We start from the raw sequence: 17,983 nt of genomic DNA, 5'->3' as shown, positions 1-17,983 counted from the left end.
GACGCCGGTCGATGGCGCAGACCCCGGCATGGCTGACGGTGGGTCCCGAGCGCGCTGGGGAAGCGATTCGCGCATGGACGAAAGTCCGTCATCTTTACGGCTGGAAGATGCGAAATGCCCCCGTGAGGTCCTGACGGCTCGACTATCGGGGGAGCGCTGCACACAGGCGTGCTGCTGAGCTTCCGGAGTTCGTGCCGCCCGTCGGGCGGTGTCGAACGCCGGACGGACAAGGAGTGCAGATGCCCCACTTCCAGACCGGCGAGATCCCCCATGGCTTCGCGTTCGACGAGGCCGGCGCGACCATCCACTACAAGCACACGATCATCCTGGCCGTGCCGGGCGCGAACCAGTCCACCGTCTGGGGCGACCTCTACCTCAGCTTCGGCTGCGCCTTCGACGACGTGAAGCTCGGGGTGAGCGTTCACGACGGCAACAAGTGGGGCGGCATCCAGCCCTGGGACATCAAGGACAGCGCCGGCCGTCTCGCCAAGAAGCTCCCCGTGGGATCGCAGAAGATCGTCATCGGGCGGTGGAAGAGGTCCGGCGGTGACACGGTGGACGACAACCCGGCCAGCTGGCTGATCGAATACCTGTAACCGTCTCCGCCCCACCCCCACGCCCCGGATCGGCCCACCACGCCGAGCCGGGGCGTCGGCGTCTCCCCCCTGCGGCAGGCGGCGGCAGGCGGCAGGCGGCAGGCGGCAGGCGGCAGCAGGCCGTACACCGCCGCCCCACGGGGCCATCGCCAGGCCGGCCTCCCAGTTCGAACCATCGGTAAGCTGACGGCTTATGCCGAAAACCCGCCACCCTTCCTCACCGTCTCCCGCGCGGCACCCGGCGAAGCTCAGCGGCGCGGGCCGGCTCCCGCACGGCTACCACCTCGACACGCACTCCCACGACGACGGCCAGCTGGTGTACGCGGCCGCGGGCGCGGTGGCCACCACGACCGAACGCGGGACCTGGGTCGCTCCGGCCCACCGCATGACGTGGACGCCGCCCGGCTTCGCGCACTCCCACCGCTTCTACGGTGAGACCGACGTCCACCTCCTCACCATCCCGGCCGACCTGTGCGCCACGCTGACGGCGCGCCCCAGCGTGTTCGCCGTGAACCCGCTGCTGCGCGAGGCCCTTCCGGCGCTGACCGGGCGGGCGGAGATGCGCCCGGAAGCCTTCGAGCGGCTGCGCGCGGTGGTGATCGACGAGGTCGCCGAGACGCCCGAGCAGTCCCTGCACCTGCCCGAACCGGCCGACGACCGCCTGCGCACCGTCACCGGCCTCCTGCACGCCGACCCCGGCCGGGCCGCGACCCTGACCGAGCTGGGGCGTGCCGCCGGGGCCGGCGAGCGCACGCTGAGCCGCCTGTTCCACACCGAACTCGGCATGAGCTTCCACCGCTGGCGCACCATCCTCCGCATCCACCACGCCCTGGTGCACCTCACCGCCGGCCGGTCCGTCACGGACACCGCGGCCGAGTGCGGATGGTCCAACCCCTCCGGCTTCATCGACGCCTTCACCGAGGTCGTCGGCCAGACTCCGGGCCGCTACCAGGCAGCCCTGCGCGGTGACGGGAAGTAGCCCTCATCCAACTTGGCGGCTTTTCGGTATCCCGCCTCCATTCATCGGTTTGCGGCAACGCCGTCGGCTTCCACAGTGGTGGTCAGAAGGCCGAACCAACCCTGGCGGCACGCCACTTCACGCTCTGACCGAACGGCGTGCCGCCCGCTTCCGAGAAGGCGCTCCGACATGACTGAGACACCCGAGAACACGGCCGTCGTGATCGTGGGGGCCGGGGTGGCCGGGCTCACGCTCGGCAACTTCCTGCTCCGCAACGGCATCAACTGCACCGTGCTGGAAAAGCACAGCCGCGCATACGTCGAGCAGCGTCAGCGCGCCGGAACCATCGACACCCGCGGAGTGCGCCTGTTCCGCGCGTGGGGGCTCGAAGAGGTGATGGAGGGGGACCCCATCACCGAGGCCGGGGGTGGCTTCTTCATCGACGGCGAGGAAATGCCGATCGGCGTCATTGACGACGACGAAAGCCTGTTCTACCCCCAGCAGATCCTCGTCCGCAACCTCACCGACGTCTTCCTCCGCGACGGCGGAGACCTCCGCTTCGCAGCCGCCGACGTCACCCTGGAAAACCTCCACGGCCCCCATCCCCTGGTGCGCTACCAGGACAGCACGGGCTCGGCGCAGACCATCAGCTGCGACTTCATCGCCGGCTGCGACGGCCACCACGGCGTCAGCCGCGCCACCATCCCCGAAGACGCACTGACCCGCTACTCCCACGCATACGGATACTCCTGGGTGAGCATCCTCGCCGACGTGCCCGCGAGCCGCCCCTCCGGCATGGCGATCCACCCCCGCGGCCTGGCCGGACTGATCCCCCGCGGCGCGAAGGCCAGCCGCCTCTACCTCCAGTGCCGGCTCGACGACACCATCGAGCAGTGGCCCGACGAGCGCGTCTGGAGCGAACTGGGCGCCCGGTTCGGCACGCCCGTGACCCCCGGGCCGATCGCCGACAAGCGGATCCTGCCCCTGCGCAGCGTGGTCTACAGCCCGATGAGCCACGGCAAGCTGTACCTGCTCGGCGACGCCGCCCACATCGTCCCGCCGATGAGCGCGAAGGGGATCAACCTCGCCCTCAACGACGCCGAGGTGCTCGCTCGCGCCCTCATCCGGCAGCTCCAGCAGGGCGACGCGAGCCTGCTCGACACCTACTCCGACGACTGCCTGCGCCACATCTGGAACTACCAGGCGTTCGCGGCATGGATCACCGACCTCATGCACAACGCCGGTGACGCCTCTCATGAAGGGGAGTTCCGCAAGCAGATCGCCCGAGCCGAATTGCAGCGCCAGTTCACCTCACCCGCGGCGAACCGGCTCTTCAGCGAACTCACCTCCGGGGTGAATTGACGCCGAGGGCGGCAGGTCGGCCCGTCGGCCTGCCGGCCTGCCGGCCTGCCGCTGCGGGACCGCTTCGCCCGTCGGCACCTGTGATCGCTCACGCCACAGCCCATGAACTCGTCGCGGAATCCGTGGGCTTCGCGTGGTCATGCCCGCGGCAGCAGTCGGGGGCCGGACCCACCCGAGAACGCGCAGCGGGTCTGCGCGGACCGGACAGGGGCCCCGCAGACAGCCCGGACGCGTCAGGCGTCCTCCGGCGGGGAGGGCCGGCCCCTCAGCTGCCGCCAGGTCCCGGGAGCGATGCCCTCCCGGCGCAGGAACGCGCGGCTCAGCGCGCTGCCGGTGTCGTAGCCGACCCTGACCGCGATCTCCTGGACGCTCAGCGGCGTCTCCCGGAGCAGGGTCTTCACCCGGTACATGCGCCACGCCGTGAGGTAGCCGAGCGGGGTGTCGCCCGCCTTCTCCTTGAACAGGGCGGCGAACGCCGAGCGGGACATGCCTGCCTTGCGGGCGAGGGCGTCGACCGTCCAGGGGTGGGCCAGGTCCTCGTGCATCTCCCGCATGACCTGGGCCAGTCGCGGCTCGCGCAGCGCGGCGAGCCAGCCGACCGCGCCGCCGCCGAACTCCGCGCAGCAGGCCCGTAGCGCCTGGACGAACAGCACGTCGGACAGGCGGCTCATGACGAAGCCCCCGCCGATCCGGCCCGTCTCGCTCTCCCGGGCGATGAGGTCGAACGTGGTGCGCAGCAGGTGGCCGGCCGTATCGTCCAGGCTCAGCCGGAACAGCGGCGGCAGGAGGGCGAACAGCGGCTCGGCCGCCACGGCGTCGAAGGCGAACCGGCTGGAGACGATCTCGGTCAGCGCGCCGTCGCCCCCGGCCCGCGCCGAGCCGCCGGCCCCCTGCCCCTCCCATCGTCCCCGGGCGGATTGTCCCCGGGCGAACACTTCCTCGCAGTCGACGGCCGTCCTGCCGCGCTCGTCCTGGAGCGTGAAGTCGATGCCCGCCCGTACCAGGAAGCAGTCGTTCGCCGTCAGCCGCTGCGGCCGGTCGAGGACGTCCGCGGTCAGCCAGCACGAACCGCTGGAGATCAGCACCAGCCGGGCGAGGTGCCGGGGAGGGAACGAGATGCCCCACGGCGCGCGGGCCTCCACCCGTACGTACCGGGCGTCCTCGATCCTCATCGTGGCGAGGAGGTCGTCGATCGGGTCCATACCTTCCCCCTCTCCTGGACGATCGGCACTAAATCCTGGACCGAATGATACTTTCCATCCAGTCGCCCGGCCCTAGCGTGAAGGCGTGAGAGCTACCAGCGAAGAGCGCTTCATGCGCACATTTCAGGTGAACGGCGACAGCGGCGGCCCGGTCGTCCCCGTGGAGCGCCCGGTGCCGGTTCCCGCCGCCGGTCACGTGCTCGTACGGGTGAAGGCCAGCGCGCTCAACGCGCGTGACCGGCTCATCGTCAGCGGGAGGTACTCGGCCGCGGTGCCGCCGGGGCGCGTCCCGCTCTCCGACGGCGCGGGCGTCGTGGAGGCGGCCGGGGACGGGGTCTCGCGATTCCGCGTCGGCGACCGCGTCATGAGCAGCTTCCACCCGGCCTGGCTCTACGGGCCCTTCTCCGGGTGGGGCGAGCTGTACGGGGTGCAGCGCGACGGCTGGCTCACCGAGTACATCGCCGTCCACGAGGAGAGCGTGGTCGGCGTGCCGGACCACCTCTCCTTCGAGGAGGCGGCCACGCTCCCGTGCGCCGCGCTCACGGCGTGGTCGGCCGTCAGCGGGATCGGGCCGGGCGACACCCTGCTCGTCCAGGGCTCGGGCGGCGTGTCCGTCTTCGCCCTGCAATTCGCCCGCCTGGCCGGGGCGCACGTGCTGGCCACGACGTCCAGCGCGGAGAAGGCCGAGCGCCTGCGCGCCCTCGGCGCGTCCGATGTCGTCGACTACACCCGTACGCCCGAGTGGGGCGCCCGGGTACGGGAGCTCACCGACGGGCGCGGCGCCGATCTGATCGTGGAGATCGGCGGCGCCGGAACGGTCGCCCAGTCGGTCGAGGCCCTCGCCGACGGCGGCCGGATCTCCCTCGTCGGCAATCTCGCGTCGGGCGGCGGCATGGATCTGACGCGGTTCTTCCAGCGTGGCGCGACGCTCAGGACGGTCACCGTCGGCAGCCGGAGCGACTTCGAGCGGATGAACCGGGTCATCGGCCGGCACCGGCTGCGACCGGTCATCGACCGCGTCTTCCCGTTCGCCGCAGCGCCGGACGCGCTCTCCTACTTCGAGCGGGGGGCGGGCCTGGGGAAGGTCGTCATCAGCCACTGACACCGCGCGCCGGGCCTCGGGGGCCAGTCGTCGACAGACGACGGACACGGCCGCGCGGCGTGCGGCATGCGGCATGCGGCATGCGCGTCGACGCGGCCCGGTATGGAGGGGCGCGGGCGTCGATCGGGGGCCGGGGCGAGGGTGGTCCGGGGCGTCACCGGGCCGGAAGTTCATGACCTGCCGGGAGTTCATGACCTGCCGCAGCCCGCGGGCGCCCGCGTCGCCGCGTCCGCTTCCCGCGGGCCACCCGCCGCCGGGGCAGCCCGCGCAGCCCGGTACAGACGGCGCAGCGCGGGCCGGTACAGATGGCGGCGGCCATCCGGACGACGCCCGTCCGCCCCGCCTCAGGAGGCCCCGGCCGCCGGTCCGCGGGAGGGGGTCGAGCAGGCCGGGCACCAGTAGCCCTCGCCGCCCTGAATGAAGATCCAGCCCAGCTCGGCGATGTGCGGAACCGCCTGCTTGGCCTCATGGAGCAGGAAGTTGGTGAGATCCAGCTCCTCGTCCGGTGGTGGTTCGGAGATCACCAGGTCGAAGGTGACCCGCTCCGTGCAGCCCCCGCGGTCGCAGGCGAGATAGAAACGCACCGGGCCCGGGGCGCGGCCTTCGGTCGTCAGGCTCATAGGGCATCGTTACGGAGCCCGGCCGCATCCGGCAACCCGTCGTCACGGGATACCACCGGCATCGGCTCGGCGGGCGGTCCGAACCGCCCGCCGGCCGCGCGCCTCACCCCGCCCGAGCGCCGAACTTCCGCCGCCAGGCCAGGGATACGTAGACCAGCGCGATCAGCACCGGCACCTCGATGAGCGGGCCGACGACCCCGGACAGGGCCTGGCCGGACGTGACGCCGAAGGTGGCGATGGCGACCGCGATGGCCAGTTCGAAGTTGTTGCCCGCCGCGGTGAACGCGAGGGTCGCCGTACGGTCGTACGCGAGCCCGAGCCCCTTGCCGAGGGCGAAGGCGCCGAACCACATGATCGCGAAGTAGGCGAGCAGCGGCAGCGCGATGCGGGCGACGTCCAGCGGCCGCGAGGTGATCGTCTTCCCTTGCAGGGCGAAGAGGATGACGATGGTGAACAGCAGCCCGTACAGCGCCCAGGGGCCGATCTTCGGCAGCACCTTCGCCTCGTACCGCTCCCGGCCCAGCTTCCGCTCCCCCAGGCGGCGGGTCAGGAAGCCGGCGACCAGCGGGACGCCGAGGAAGATGACGACGTTCAGGGCGATCTTCCCCATGGAGATGTCGAGGTGCCGGCCGTCGCCGAGGCCCAGCCAACGGGGCAGCAGGTCGAGGTAGAACCAGCCGAGGAGACCGAAGGCGACGACCTGGAAGACGGAGTTCAGGGCGACGAGCACGGCGGCGGCCTCGCGGTCGCCGCAGGCCAGGTCGTTCCAGATGATGACCATGGCGATGCACCGGGCGAGGCCGACGATGATCAGGCCGGTGCGGTACTCGGGCAGGTCCGGCAGGAAGAGCCAGGCCAGCGCGAACATCACGGCGGGCCCGAGCAGCCAGTTGACGACCAGTGAGGAGACCATCAGCCTCTTGTCGCCGGTGACCGCGTCGAGCCGGTCGTAACGGACCTTCGCGAGGACCGGATACATCATGATCAGCAGGCCGACGGCGATCGGCAGCGAGACCCCGCCGATCTCGACCGCCGCGAGGGCGTCGTTCAGGCCGGGGATCAGCCGGCCGAGGCCCAGCCCGAGGCCCATCGCCAACAGGATCCAGACCGCGAGGAAGCGGTCGAGCGTGGAGAGCCGCGCGGCGACCGGCGGCTCGGGCGCGTCCGTATGGGCCGTACGGGCCTCCGCGGCCGGTGCGGGATCGGCGGGGGTCACAGGCACGGCCTCCTGCGGTCGGCGGCCGCGGTCTCCCGCGCCGTGGCGGCCAGTTCCGCGAACGAACCGGCCAGCGCCTCGACGACCTGCGGCCGCAGCCGGTAGTAGGTGAAGTTGCCGCACGGCTCGGTCTCCACGACGCCCGCCTCGCGCAGCACTCTGAGGTGGTTGGAGAGGTTGGTCTGACGTGCGCCGGTCTCCTCGACCAGATGTGTGGTGCACAGCGTCTCGCGGGCGAGCAGGGTCACGATCCGGAGCCTGAGCGGGGAGGACAGGACCTGGAGCAGATCAGCGTCTACTGATGTCAGCATGGACTGATGCTTTCACATCAGTCGGCGCTGATGCCACCGCCGATGCCGCAGCGGCCGGCGGCCGACGGTCGGCGGTCACCGGCCGCTGCGCGCACCGTCCGCTCCGCACCCCGAACGTCATCCCGGACGCGCCGTCACCACCACCCGCGCTCCCGGCGCCGCCCGCACCCGCACCACCGCCGACCTCCCCCGCGCCACCGCGCGCGCATCGCTCCGGGCCCGGCCCGCCACCGCGACCCGCCAGCCCCGCGCGTCCGGCGGCAGGGAGATCTCGGTGGGCGCCGAAGAGCCGACTACGTAGGTGAGGCGGTAGTGGCGGCTGTCCGGGTCGTACGTCTCCGCGCGCACCCGGCCCGCGACCGCGGCGGCGTACGGGGCGGCGGTCAGGTCCTTGTTCGGGCGGAGCCGGCCCGCCGCATCGAGGGCGCAGTAGCCGCCGCCGTAGCACCACACATAGCCCGCCCAGCCGGAGCTGTAGCGGGCCATGGAGGCCAGGGCGTCCCGGTAGAACCGGTTCATGTGCGGGAGGCCGCTGTCCGGCGGGCCCCACTCGCCGAGCACCACCGGAACGCCGTATCGCTTCGGATAGCCGGTGACGGCCGCCTCGTACGACTCGATCCAGCCCGCCGCCGGGTCGTAGTCGCCGCCCGCCTCCATCGCCGTGTCGTAGAAGTGCGGGGCGTACACCACCTTCGGGTCCCCGACCCTCCCGAGCCCGGTCGGCACCCCCTCGCCGACGACCGGGGTGGGCTCCACGAACAGCCAGGTCCGGCGGTCGGCGCGGCGGATGGCGCGGGCGATGCGGCGGTACATGGGGGTGAGCTGCTCGGCCTCGATCCGGCGGGCCGCCGTCGGCAGGTCCTCGCCCGCGCGCAGCTCGCCCATCGGCTCGTTGACGAGGTCGTAGCCGAGTACGGCCGGGTGGCCGCCGAAGCGGTCGGCGAGGACGCGCCACATACGGGCCTGGGCGCGCCGGAGGTCCGCGCCCTCGTAGAGGTGGGTGAAGGCGCGCTGCACGGCGGGCTCGAAGTACTCGGCGAACCAGTCACCGGGGTGGGGGGTGAAGGGCAGCCCGTCGGTGCGCGTCGCCCAGCGGGGTATGCCCCGGTGCCCGAAGGCCGGGCCGAAGACGTCCTGGTGCGCGTCGATGAGGACGCGGACGCGGTACTTCTCCGCCCAGTCCAGGATGCGCCCGATCCGGCGGAGGTAGCGCTCGCTGTACCGGCCGGGGCCGGGCTCCAGGTCGTCCCAGAAGATCAGCAGGCGGGCGAAGCCGAAGCCCTGGCCGCGCAGGTCGCGGAAGTGCTTCTCGGTGATGGCGGTCAGGGCGTCGGGGCCGCGGTGGGTCTTGTCCTCGACATTCCAGCCGCGCAGGGTGACGACCCGGCCGCGGTCGTCGGTCAGCCGCGGTATCCCGGGGGCGGGGGCGGGGCTCGGCGCGGAGCTGAGGGCGGTGCAGGTGGCCGGGGCGGGTCCGGGGGCCGGAACCGGGGCCGCTCGTGAGGGAGGGGCGAGGCCGCCCGCCAGGACGACGGCGCACAGGACGCTGAGGAACCCGGCGGCTCTGGCGGCGGAGGGTCTGAAGGCTCGCATGGGCAGCACTCCCGGCGGTCGGGTGCCGGAGAGCCAATCAGGTTGACCGTGAACCTTCAATGGGCGCGGTCCGAGCTCTTCCCGTCCGGCGCCCGGCAACGCCGGGCGGCACACCGGCAACGCCGGGCGGCACACCGGCAGCGCCGGGCGGCTCAGCGCCGCGTCAGGCGGCTCAGCTCCAGTGCCCCGGCCGCGTAAGCGCCCCGGGGAGCTTGGTGGCGGCGTCGCCCTTGGCCGCGTTGAGCTGGGCCTGGGTGAGGAAGATGCTGCCCGTGAGGTCCGCGCCGCTCAGCTCGGCGTCGCGGAGGTCGGCGCCGATCAGGTCGGCCGAACGCAGGTCGGCGCCGCCCAGATCGGCGGCGATGAGGTAGGCGCCACGGAGGTTGGCGCCCCGCAGGTCCGCGCCGCGGAGCCTGGCACCCATGAGGTCGGCGCCCCGGTGCTGTTTCTTGCGCCCCGCGACACCGGCCCGTACGAGCTCGCTCGTACGCAGCAGCAGCGCGTTGACCTCGCCCCGGTGCGCCGCCACGTCGAGCTCGGCCAGCTCCTCGGCGCTGCCGCCGGTGAGGCGCTCGGTCCGGTGCAGGGCGTCGCGCAGTTCGCCGTGGAGGGGACGGGCCCGCGGGAGGGTCAGCGCTTCGGCGAGGTACCACAGGAGTTCGTGGAGCTGCCGCATGACGGGGAACACGTCGAACATCCGGCGCGCGGTGTCCGGTGCCTGCCGCCAGTCCCGGCCGCCGAAGGTGACCTGGGAGACCTTCTGGCCCGCGCCGAAGCAGTCGAAGACGGTGCAGCCCGAGAAGCCGTGCTGCCGCAGGTCGGCGTGGATGCCGCAGCGGAAGTCCGTCCGCAGGTTGCGGCAGGGCTTCCCGGCGTCCTTGTCGATCGCGAAGTCCGCCGAGGCCGCGAAGGGCAGCGCGACGCAGCACAGTCCGAAGCAGCTGGCGCAGTCGGACCGCAGACCGAGCGCGTCGGCGTCGTCGGAGGTGCCGGGGGATGGCTGTGCGTGGTCGTCGTCGGACAACGTGCGTGGGCTCCTGGAGCGAGGCGGATGCCGCCCGGCGGGGCGGCCCCCCATCCTCTCAGCCCGCGCCCGTACCCGTCGGAACCGTGCCCGCGCCCGTTCCCCTTCAGGGCCGTGCCCGCGCCCGTTCCCCTCAGAGCCGTGCCGGCGCCCGCGCCCGTACCCGCTGCCGGACGGCGGGCCAGCAGGCGATCCCGACCAGGCAGGCCAGCGGGTGGCCCCAGGCGGAGAGGGGGTCGAGGTACTCCAGCAGGTCCCGGGCGCACAACAGCCCCACCGCCCCCAGCAGCGTCCACCGGGCCCAGGGCGCCAGCAGCCCCGCGAGCGCGCCCGCGCACGCCATCAGGCCGAAGCTGATGCCGTAGTCCAGGCGGTGCAGGGAGGCCGTCGGCAGCTCGCCCATGGCGACGCCCCAGGCCACCGGAAGCTCCGTGGCGAGGGTCGCGAGGACGTGCCCGAGGAGGAAGACGCCGACGGTGCGCAGGCCGCCGACGCGTCGTTCGAGCGCCGTGAGGATAAGGAGGAAGGCGAGTCCGTACGCCGACTGGAGCCCGCCCGCGACCCACAGCGCGCTCGCGACGAGGGCCAGCAGCGGCCGGTCCGAGAGGTGCGCGACATCGGTGCTGGAGTCGCGGAGCAGCTGGCTGACGGTCGCCTGGTCGCCGTAGTCGGCGTACGCGGCGGTGGCCATCAGGACGAGGGCGTAGCCGAAGGTGAAGGGGGTGCCGACAGGGGTCGGGAGGATGCGCCAGGGCCGCAGTTCCAGGGCCCGTCTCAGCCATCCCGGCGCGAGCGGGCGCGCGGCCCCCGCAGACGTGACAACCGGCACATCGGCAGCGTCCACCAAGGTCACGGCGGTCGAGCCCCTTCCTCCCGGGCGGCCGTGTCCCTCGGTCGCTCTCAGAACATTAAGGTGCAGCGTCGACCCGGGAATCAACCCCTGTCAGTGACCCCTGTCACAATAGGCAACCGAAAATGCGTACGAGGCGTCCCGTCTCCGCGCCTTTCCACCCCGTTCACCGCCGAGCCGCCCGGAGGTCTTGCACCATGTCGACGCAGTACGACGCCACCGATGCCCCCGTCACCTTGGAGCGCCACGAGGGCCCGTACGGCGAGGTGGTGCTCAGGCGGCGCGCCGCGGGCGGCGGGCGTTCGGCGGCGGGCGGCGGAGCGGCGGAAGCGGCCGGCGACGTCTACGAGATCATCGCCAACGGCTGCTTCCTGATGGACACCTCCGACGGCCGCTCCGAGCGGCTGCTGATCGACGCGGCGCTCGCCGCGCTGCCGCCCGAGCGGCCGGCGCCCGCCCTCCTGATCGGCGGCCTCGGCGTCGGCTTCTCCCTCGCGCGGGCCGCCGCCGAGCGGCGCTGGGGCCGGATCGCCGTCGTCGAGCGCGAGCGGGCCGTCATCGGCTGGCACCGCACCGGGCCGCTCGCCGCCGTCTCCGCCGAGGCGCTCGCCGACCCCCGGACCGAGATCCTGCACACCGACCTCGTCGCGTACGTGCGTAACGCCCCGCACACCTACGACGCGCTCTGCCTGGACATCGACAACGGCCCCGGCTGGACCGTCACCGAGGACAACGGCGGCCTCTACTCCCCCGCCGGACTCGCCGCCTGCCGCGCCCGGCTGAACCCCGGAGGCGTGCTCGCCGTGTGGTCCGCGCAGCCCTCCGCGGCCTTCGACGCAGCTCTCCGGAATGCCGGGTTCACGGGTGTACGGACGGAAGAGATCGCAGTTGCCCGAGGCGTACCGGACGTGGTCCACCTGGCGGTTCGGGGCGCGTAGCCCTCCCTTGCCACCTGCCCGTACTCTGCTTTGCGTAGAGCCGACCAGGCACGCACGAGCCAGGCATGACCAAGCACGACCGGGCACGGAAAGACGCTAAGGGCGGGGCGCATGGAGCAGACACACATCAGCCCGGGCGGCGCCGCGGCCACTCCGGGCGCACAGCGGAGGGTGCTGGTCGTCGAGGACGACCAGACGATAGTCGACGCCATCGCGGCCCGGCTGCGCGCCGAGGGGTTCCAGGTGCAGACCGCGGGCGACGGGCCCGCGGCCGTGGAGACGGCCGAGGCGTGGCAGCCCGACGCCCTCGTGCTGGACGTCATGCTGCCCGGCTTCGACGGCCTGGAAGTCTGCCGCCGGGTCCAGGCGCAGCGGCCGGTGCCCGTCCTGATGCTGACCGCCCGCGACGACGAGACCGACATGCTGGTCGGGCTCGGCGTCGGCGCGGACGACTACATGACCAAGCCGTTCTCGATGCGGGAGCTGGCGGCGCGGGTGCACGTACTGCTGCGCCGGGTGGAGCGGGCGGCGATGGCCGCGCACACCCCGCGCAGCGGCATACTGCGCCTGGGCGAGCTGGAGATCGACCACGCGCAGCGCCGGGTGCGGGTGCGCGGCATCGACGTGCATCTGACGCCCACCGAGTTCGACCTGCTGGTCTGCCTCGCCAATACGCCCCGCGCGGTCCTCTCGCGCGAGCAGCTGCTGGCGGAGGTGTGGGACTGGGCCGACGCCTCCGGGACCAGGACCGTGGACAGCCACATCAAGGCGCTGCGCCGGAAGATCGGGGCCGAGCGCATCCGCACGGTCCACGGCGTGGGCTACGCACTGGAGACCCCGGCCGTATGACGGGCCGCACACGCGGCGGCGGGGCGGACCGCCCGGCGCCCGGCCGCGGCGCGACCGCCGGCGGCGCCCGGTGAGCGGGACCGAGCGGACCGAGCGGGCCAAGCGGACCGGAGCGTGGGGCCGGGTATGGGAGGCGCTGCGCCCCCTCGACCCGTACCGGTCGGTGAAGGCCGCGCTCGGCGCTCTCGTCATCGGGTCGGTGATCATCACCACCCTGCTGGTCTTCGTCGCGATCCACTCCGCGACCGAGCTGCGCATCATCACCGTCTTCTCGATCATCGCCTCGCTGCTGATCACCCAGTTCGTGGCGCAGGGGCTGACCGCGCCGCTGGACGAGATGACCGAGATCACCGGGGCCATGGCGCACGGCGACTACACCCGGCGGGTACGGGCCGACCGGCGCGACGAGTTCGGCGACCTGGCCAACGCCTTCAACCACATGGCCGCCGATCTGGAGGCGGTGGACACCCATCGCAAGGAGCTGGTCGCCAACGTCTCGCACGAGCTGCGCACCCCCATCGCGGGGCTGCGCGCGGTGCTGGAGAACGTCGTCGACGGCGTCTCGGAGGCCGATCCGGAGACCATGCGGATCGCGCTGCGCCAGACGCAGCGGCTCGGCCGGCTCGTCGAGCAGCTGCTGGACCTCTCCCGGCTGGACAACGGCGTCGTGCCGCTGCGCTCGCGGCGCTTCGAGGTCTGGCCGTATCTGGCGGGCGTCCTGAAGGAGGCCAGCATGGCCAACGGCAGCGGCTCGGCACCGCACACCCGCAAGGACGTCCATCTCCATCTGGACGTGTCTCCACCGGAACTGACCGCGTACGCGGACGTGGAGCGGCTGCACCAGGTCGTGGCCAACCTGGTCGACAACGCGGTCAAGCACAGTCCGCAGCGGGGCCGGGTCACGGTCCGGGCCCGGCGCGGCGACGGTGAGGGCGAGGAGACCCTGGCACTGGAGGTTATCGACGAGGGGCCCGGCATCCCCGAGTCCGAGCGGCACCGGGTCTTCGAGCGCTTCAACCGGGGCGGCTCGGGCCAGCAGGGGCCGGGGACCGACGGCGGTACGGGGCTGGGGCTGGCCATCGCGCGCTGGGCGGTCGATCTGCACGGTGGCCGGATAGGGGTGGCCGAATCCCCCCGTGGGTGCCGCATCAAAGTCACTCTTCCGGGGACGCCTCGCCAGGCGAGTTGACGTAGGGTCGACTGCGGAAGCACACATTCGAGGGTTGTGGGCGCTATCACCCGAACCCTCGGAGAGTCTTGGGGACCTCAAGGACAGCGAAACTCGGTGTGTTTCCCGCCAAGTCACGCCACGAAACCAACCCAACAATGTGACTTGCGCGACGACTGGCCCGTGTGGCCTGCAAGCAAGGTCCCAAGAGGCGTAGCCTTTATTCCCGCTGTCCACCACCTTAGGAAGCGGAAGAGGGCGGTTGCCGCCGTGTCGCCACAGTCCCCCAACACCTCGAGCATCTCGACCGAAGAGAACGGGCCGGGCAAGAGCCCAGCCGATGTCTTCGGCCCCAATGAGTGGCTCGTCGACGAGATCTACCAGCAGTACCTCCAGGACCCGAACTCGGTCGACCGAGCCTGGTGGGACTTCTTCGCCGACTACAAGCCGGGCGCCCCGGCGGCTCAGCCGCCGCAGGGTGTCACGGAGGCCGATACTCCGGCCCCCACCACCGCCCCACCGGCCGCACCGGCCGCACCGGCCGCACCGGCCGCACCGGCCCAGCCTGTGAAGGCCGCTCCGCAGCCGGCCGCCGCCGCTCCGGCCCCGAGCGCGGCGCCGAAGCCCGCCGCGAAGCCCGCGAGCCCGGTCGCCGAGGGCACGGAGTACGTCACGCTGCGGGGTCCCGCCGCAGCGGTCGCGAAGAACATGAACGCCTCGCTGGAGCTGCCGACGGCCACGTCCGTGCGCGCGGTCCCGGTGAAGCTGCTCTTCGACAACCGCATCGTGATCAACAACCACCTCAAGCGCGCCCGGGGTGGCAAGGTCTCCTTCACGCACCTCATCGGCTACGCCATGGTGCAGGCGCTGAAGCTGATGCCGTCGATGAACCACTCCTTCGCGGAGAAGGACGGCAAGCCGACCCTCGTCAAGCCCGAGCACGTCAACCTCGGTCTCGCCATCGACCTGGTCAAGCCCAACGGCGACCGCCAGCTCGTGGTCGCGGGGATCAAGAAGGCGGAGACGCTCAACTTCTTCGAGTTCTGGCAGGCGTACGAGGACATCGTCCGCCGCGCCCGCGCGAACAAGTTGACGATGGACGACTTCACCGGCGTCACCGCGTCGCTGACCAACCCCGGCGGCATCGGCACCGTGCACTCCGTGCCGCGCCTGATGCCCGGCCAGGGCCTCATCCTCGGCGTCGGCGCGATGGACTACCCCGCCGAGTTCCAGGGCACCTCTCAGGACGCCCTGAACAAGCTGGGCATCTCCAAGGTCATGACCCTGACCTCGACGTACGACCACCGGGTGATCCAGGGCGCCGCCTCCGGCGAGTTCCTGCGGATCATGAACCAGCTGCTGCTCGGCGAGAACGAGTTCTTCGACGAGATCTTCAAGGCGCTGCGCATCCCGTACGAGCCGGTCCGCTGGCTCCGCGACATCGACGTCTCGCACGACAACGACGTCACCAAGGGCGCGCGCGTCTTCGACCTGATCCACTCCTACCGGGTCCGCGGCCACGTCATGGCCGACACCGACCCGCTGGAGTACCGCCAGCGCAAGCACCCGGACCTCGACATCATCGAGCACGGGCTGACGCTGTGGGACCTGGAGCGCGAGTTCGCCGTCGGCGGCTTCTCCGGCAAGTCGATGATGAAGCTGCGCGACATCCTGGGCGTGCTCCGCGACTCGTACTGCCGCACCACCGGCATCGAGTTCATGCACATCCAGGACCCCAAGGAGCGCAAGTGGATCCAGGACCGCGTGGAGCGCGGTCACGCCAAGCCCGAGCGTGACGAGCAGCTGCGCATCCTGCGCCGGCTGAACGCCGCCGAGGCGTTCGAGACGTTCCTCCAGACCAAGTACGTCGGTCAGAAGCGCTTCTCGCTGGAGGGCGGCGAGTCCGTCATCCCACTGCTCGACGCGGTCATCGACTCGGCCGCCGAGTCGCGCCTCGACGAGGTCGTCATCGGCATGGCCCACCGCGGCCGCCTCAACGTCCTCGCCAACATCGTCGGCAAGTCGTACGCGCAGATCTTCCGCGAGTTCGAGGGCAACCTCGACCCGAAGTCGATGCACGGCTCCGGCGACGTGAAGTACCACCTGGGCGCCGAGGGCACCTTCACCGGTCTGGACGGCGAGCAGATCCAGGTCTCGCTGGCCGCCAACCCCTCGCACCTGGAGACCGTCGACCCGGTGGTCGAGGGCATCTCCCGCGCCAAGCAGGACGTCATCGGCAAGGGCGGCACGGACTTCACGGTCCTGCCGGTCCAGCTGCACGGCGACGCGGCCTTCGCGGGCCAGGGCGTGGTGGCCGAGACGCTCAACATGTCGCAGCTGCGCGGCTACCGCACCGGCGGCACGGTGCACATCGTCATCAACAACCAGGTCGGCTTCACCGCCGCGCCGGAGTCGGCCCGCTCCTCCATGTACGCCACCGACGTGGCCCGCATGATCGAGGCGCCGATCTTCCACGTGAACGGCGACGACCCGGAGGCCGTGGTGCGCGTCGCGCGGCTCGCCTTCGAGTACCGCCAGGCGTTCAACAAGGACGTCGTCATCGACCTGATCTGCTACCGGCGCCGGGGTCACAACGAGACCGACAACCCCGAGTTCACGCAGCCGCTGATGTACCACGTGATCGACAAGAAGCGCTCGGTGCGCAAGCTCTACACCGAGTCCCTCATCGGCCGCGGCGACATCACCCTGGAAGAGGCCGAGCAGGCGCTCCAGGACTTCCAGGGGCAGCTGGAGAAGGTCTTCACCGAGGTCCGGGAGGCCACCACGGCCCCGGCCCCGACCGAGGTCCCGCAGCCGCAGGCGGAGTTCCCGGTGGCGGTGAAGACCGCGATCTCCCAGGAGGTCCTCAAGCGGATCGCCGAGTCCCAGGTCAACATCCCCGACCGGGTCACCGTGCACCCGCGGCTGCTCCCGCAGCTGCAGCGCCGGGCGACGCAGGTCGAGGAGGGCACGATCGACTGGGGCACCGGCGAGACGCTCGCCATCGGCTCGCTGCTGATGGAGGGCACCCCGGTCCGGCTCGCCGGCCAGGACTCCCGCCGCGGCACCTTCGGCCAGCGCCACGCGGTGCTGGTGGACCGGGAGACCGGGCAGGACTACACCCCGCTGCTCTACCTCTCCGAGGACCAGGCCCGCTACAACGTCTACGACTCGCTGCTGAGCGAGTACGCGGCGATGGGCTTCGAGTACGGCTACTCGCTGGCCCGCCCGGACGCGCTGGTCATGTGGGAGGCGCAGTTCGGCGACTTCGCCAACGGCGCACAGACCGTCATCGACGAGCTGATCTCCTCCGCCGAGCAGAAGTGGAACCAGACCTCCGGGGTCACGCTGCTGCTGCCGCACGGCTACGAGGGCCAGGGCCCGGACCACTCCTCGGCCCGTATCGAGCGCTACCTCCAGCTCTGCGCGCAGAACAACATGACGGTCGCCATGCCGACCCTGCCGTCGAACTACTTCCACCTGCTGCGCTGGCAGGTGCACAACCCGCACCACAAGCCGCTCGTCGTCTTCACCCCGAAGTCGATGCTGCGTCTGAAGGCGGCGGCGTCCAAGGCGGAGGAGTTCACCACCGGCAGCTTCCGGCCGGTGATCGGCGACGACTCGGTGAACGCCGCGGACGTCCGCAAGGTCGTCTTCTGCTCGGGCAAGGTCTACTACGACCTCGCCGAGGAGCGCACCAAGCGCGGTCTGACGGACACCGCCATCGTCCGCATCGAGCGCCTCTACCCGCTGCCGGGTGAGGAGCTCCAGGCCGAGATCGCCCGGTACTCCAACGCGGCGAAGTTCGTGTGGGCCCAGGAGGAGCCGGCGAACCAGGGTGCGTGGCCGTTCGTCGCGCTCAACCTGATCGACCACCTCGACCTGGCGGTCGGCGCGGACATCCCCGCTCCGGAGCGGCTGCGGCGGGTCTCCCGCCCGCACGGCTCCTCGCCGGCGGTGGGCTCGAACAAGCGCCACCAGGCGGAGCAGGTGGCCCTGGTCAACGAGGTCTTCGACATCTGACCTGGCCCCAGCGCAGCCGAGAGGGGCGGGGGGGGGGGGGGGGGGGGGGGGGGGGGGTGGGGGGGGGGTGGGGGGTGGGGGGGGGGGGGGGGGGGGGGGGGGGGGGGAGGGGGGGGGGGGGGGGGGGGGGGGGGGTGGGGGGGGGGGGGGGGGGGGGGGGGGGGGGAGGGG

At 71.9% G+C, this 17,983-nt stretch carries 15 protein-coding genes; 8 read left to right on the top strand and 7 right to left on the bottom strand.

Features of this window, described 5'->3' with window-relative positions; translation table 11 throughout:
• Positions 1-239 precede the first annotated feature (239 nt).
• From AC07AB_RS35250 to AC07AB_RS35240, 3 genes are all read left to right on the top strand, one after another.
• Entirely contained in the window at positions 240-596 is a 357-nt protein-coding gene (locus AC07AB_RS35250) for a hypothetical protein (protein WP_478575873.1), read from the top strand.
• 193 nt (positions 597-789) lie between these two features.
• Positions 790-1,575: a helix-turn-helix domain-containing protein gene (locus AC07AB_RS35245; protein WP_478575872.1), complete on the top strand. Its 786-nt coding sequence runs from the start codon at positions 790-792 to the stop codon at positions 1,573-1,575.
• Between the two features lie 168 nt (positions 1,576-1,743).
• Positions 1,744-2,916, top strand: a complete 1,173-nt coding sequence (locus AC07AB_RS35240) for a 4-hydroxybenzoate 3-monooxygenase (RefSeq protein ID WP_478575870.1) — start codon at positions 1,744-1,746, stop codon at positions 2,914-2,916.
• Positions 2,917-3,149: 233 nt separating this feature from the next.
• On the opposite strand, the gene AC07AB_RS35235 is transcribed toward AC07AB_RS35240, so the two are convergent.
• Positions 3,150-4,118, bottom strand: a complete 969-nt coding sequence (locus AC07AB_RS35235; protein WP_478575869.1) for an AraC family transcriptional regulator — start codon at positions 4,116-4,118, stop codon at positions 3,150-3,152.
• Between the two features lie 112 nt (positions 4,119-4,230).
• Here AC07AB_RS35235 and AC07AB_RS35230 point away from each other — a divergent pair, with 112 nt between their 5' ends.
• Positions 4,231-5,220, top strand: coding sequence for a zinc-dependent alcohol dehydrogenase family protein (locus tag AC07AB_RS35230; protein ID WP_478575867.1), 990 nt, complete (start codon positions 4,231-4,233; stop codon positions 5,218-5,220).
• Positions 5,221-5,564: 344 nt separating this feature from the next.
• Here the strand turns inward: AC07AB_RS35230 and AC07AB_RS35225 are convergent, their stop codons facing one another.
• From AC07AB_RS35225 to AC07AB_RS35200, 6 genes are all read right to left on the bottom strand, one after another.
• A complete protein-coding gene (locus AC07AB_RS35225; protein ID WP_478575866.1) occupies positions 5,565-5,840 on the bottom strand; it encodes a hypothetical protein in 276 nt (91 codons plus the stop codon).
• Positions 5,841-5,943: 103 nt separating this feature from the next.
• Positions 5,944-7,056, bottom strand: a complete 1,113-nt coding sequence (gene arsB / locus AC07AB_RS35220) for an ACR3 family arsenite efflux transporter (protein ID WP_478575864.1) — start codon at positions 7,054-7,056, stop codon at positions 5,944-5,946.
• Positions 7,053-7,367: an ArsR/SmtB family transcription factor gene (locus AC07AB_RS35215; protein ID WP_478575862.1), complete on the bottom strand. Its 315-nt coding sequence runs from the start codon at positions 7,365-7,367 to the stop codon at positions 7,053-7,055. Before AC07AB_RS35215 ends, arsB begins: the two co-directional genes overlap by 4 nt.
• Before the next feature lie 117 nt (positions 7,368-7,484).
• Complete coding sequence (locus AC07AB_RS35210) at positions 7,485-8,960, bottom strand: glycoside hydrolase family 5 protein (protein WP_478575861.1); 1,476 nt, start codon at positions 8,958-8,960, stop codon at positions 7,485-7,487.
• 172 nt (positions 8,961-9,132) lie between these two features.
• On the bottom strand, positions 9,133-10,038 hold the full coding sequence (locus AC07AB_RS35205; RefSeq protein ID WP_478575860.1) for a pentapeptide repeat-containing protein: 906 nt from the start codon (positions 10,036-10,038) through the stop codon (positions 9,133-9,135).
• A gap of 79 nt (positions 10,039-10,117) precedes the next feature.
• Positions 10,118-10,837, bottom strand: a complete 720-nt coding sequence (locus AC07AB_RS35200; protein WP_478575859.1) for a rhomboid-like protein — start codon at positions 10,835-10,837, stop codon at positions 10,118-10,120.
• Between the two features lie 194 nt (positions 10,838-11,031).
• Here AC07AB_RS35200 and AC07AB_RS35195 point away from each other — a divergent pair, with 194 nt between their 5' ends.
• From AC07AB_RS35195 to AC07AB_RS35180, 4 genes are all read left to right on the top strand, one after another.
• Entirely contained in the window at positions 11,032-11,772 is a 741-nt protein-coding gene (locus AC07AB_RS35195) for a spermidine synthase (RefSeq protein WP_478575857.1), read from the top strand.
• Positions 11,773-11,883: 111 nt separating this feature from the next.
• Complete coding sequence (locus AC07AB_RS35190) at positions 11,884-12,621, top strand: response regulator transcription factor (protein WP_478575855.1); 738 nt, start codon at positions 11,884-11,886, stop codon at positions 12,619-12,621.
• A gap of 70 nt (positions 12,622-12,691) precedes the next feature.
• On the top strand, positions 12,692-13,810 hold the full coding sequence (locus AC07AB_RS35185; RefSeq protein WP_478575853.1) for a sensor histidine kinase: 1,119 nt from the start codon (positions 12,692-12,694) through the stop codon (positions 13,808-13,810).
• Between the two features lie 249 nt (positions 13,811-14,059).
• Entirely contained in the window at positions 14,060-17,812 is a 3,753-nt protein-coding gene (locus AC07AB_RS35180; protein ID WP_478575851.1) for a multifunctional oxoglutarate decarboxylase/oxoglutarate dehydrogenase thiamine pyrophosphate-binding subunit/dihydrolipoyllysine-residue succinyltransferase subunit, read from the top strand.
• The last annotated feature ends 171 nt before the right edge of the window (positions 17,813-17,983 follow it).

This window comes from Streptomyces sp. NPDC044033 (assembly GCF_056434425.1).
This window is presented reverse-complemented; position numbering and strand designations above follow the sequence as displayed.

Excerpts from the sequence above, each read along its gene's own strand:
- AC07AB_RS35195 (WP_478575857.1), top strand. The coding sequence starts at position 11,032 with ATGTCGACGCAGTACGACGCCACCGATGCCCCCGTCACCTTGGAGCGC.
- AC07AB_RS35190 (WP_478575855.1), top strand. The coding sequence starts at position 11,884 with ATGGAGCAGACACACATCAGCCCGGGCGGCGCCGCGGCCACTCCGGGC.
- AC07AB_RS35230 (WP_478575867.1), top strand. The coding sequence starts at position 4,231 with ATGCGCACATTTCAGGTGAACGGCGACAGCGGCGGCCCGGTCGTCCCC.
- AC07AB_RS35250 (WP_478575873.1), top strand. The coding sequence starts at position 240 with ATGCCCCACTTCCAGACCGGCGAGATCCCCCATGGCTTCGCGTTCGAC.
- AC07AB_RS35210 (WP_478575861.1), bottom strand. The coding sequence starts at position 8,960 with ATGCGAGCCTTCAGACCCTCCGCCGCCAGAGCCGCCGGGTTCCTCAGC.
- AC07AB_RS35225 (WP_478575866.1), bottom strand. The coding sequence starts at position 5,840 with ATGAGCCTGACGACCGAAGGCCGCGCCCCGGGCCCGGTGCGTTTCTAT.
- AC07AB_RS35215 (WP_478575862.1), bottom strand. The coding sequence starts at position 7,367 with ATGCTGACATCAGTAGACGCTGATCTGCTCCAGGTCCTGTCCTCCCCG.
- AC07AB_RS35205 (WP_478575860.1), bottom strand. The coding sequence starts at position 10,038 with ATGGGGGGCCGCCCCGCCGGGCGGCATCCGCCTCGCTCCAGGAGCCCA.
- AC07AB_RS35240 (WP_478575870.1), top strand. The coding sequence starts at position 1,744 with ATGACTGAGACACCCGAGAACACGGCCGTCGTGATCGTGGGGGCCGGG.
- AC07AB_RS35245 (WP_478575872.1), top strand. The coding sequence starts at position 790 with ATGCCGAAAACCCGCCACCCTTCCTCACCGTCTCCCGCGCGGCACCCG.
- AC07AB_RS35235 (WP_478575869.1), bottom strand. The coding sequence starts at position 4,118 with ATGGACCCGATCGACGACCTCCTCGCCACGATGAGGATCGAGGACGCC.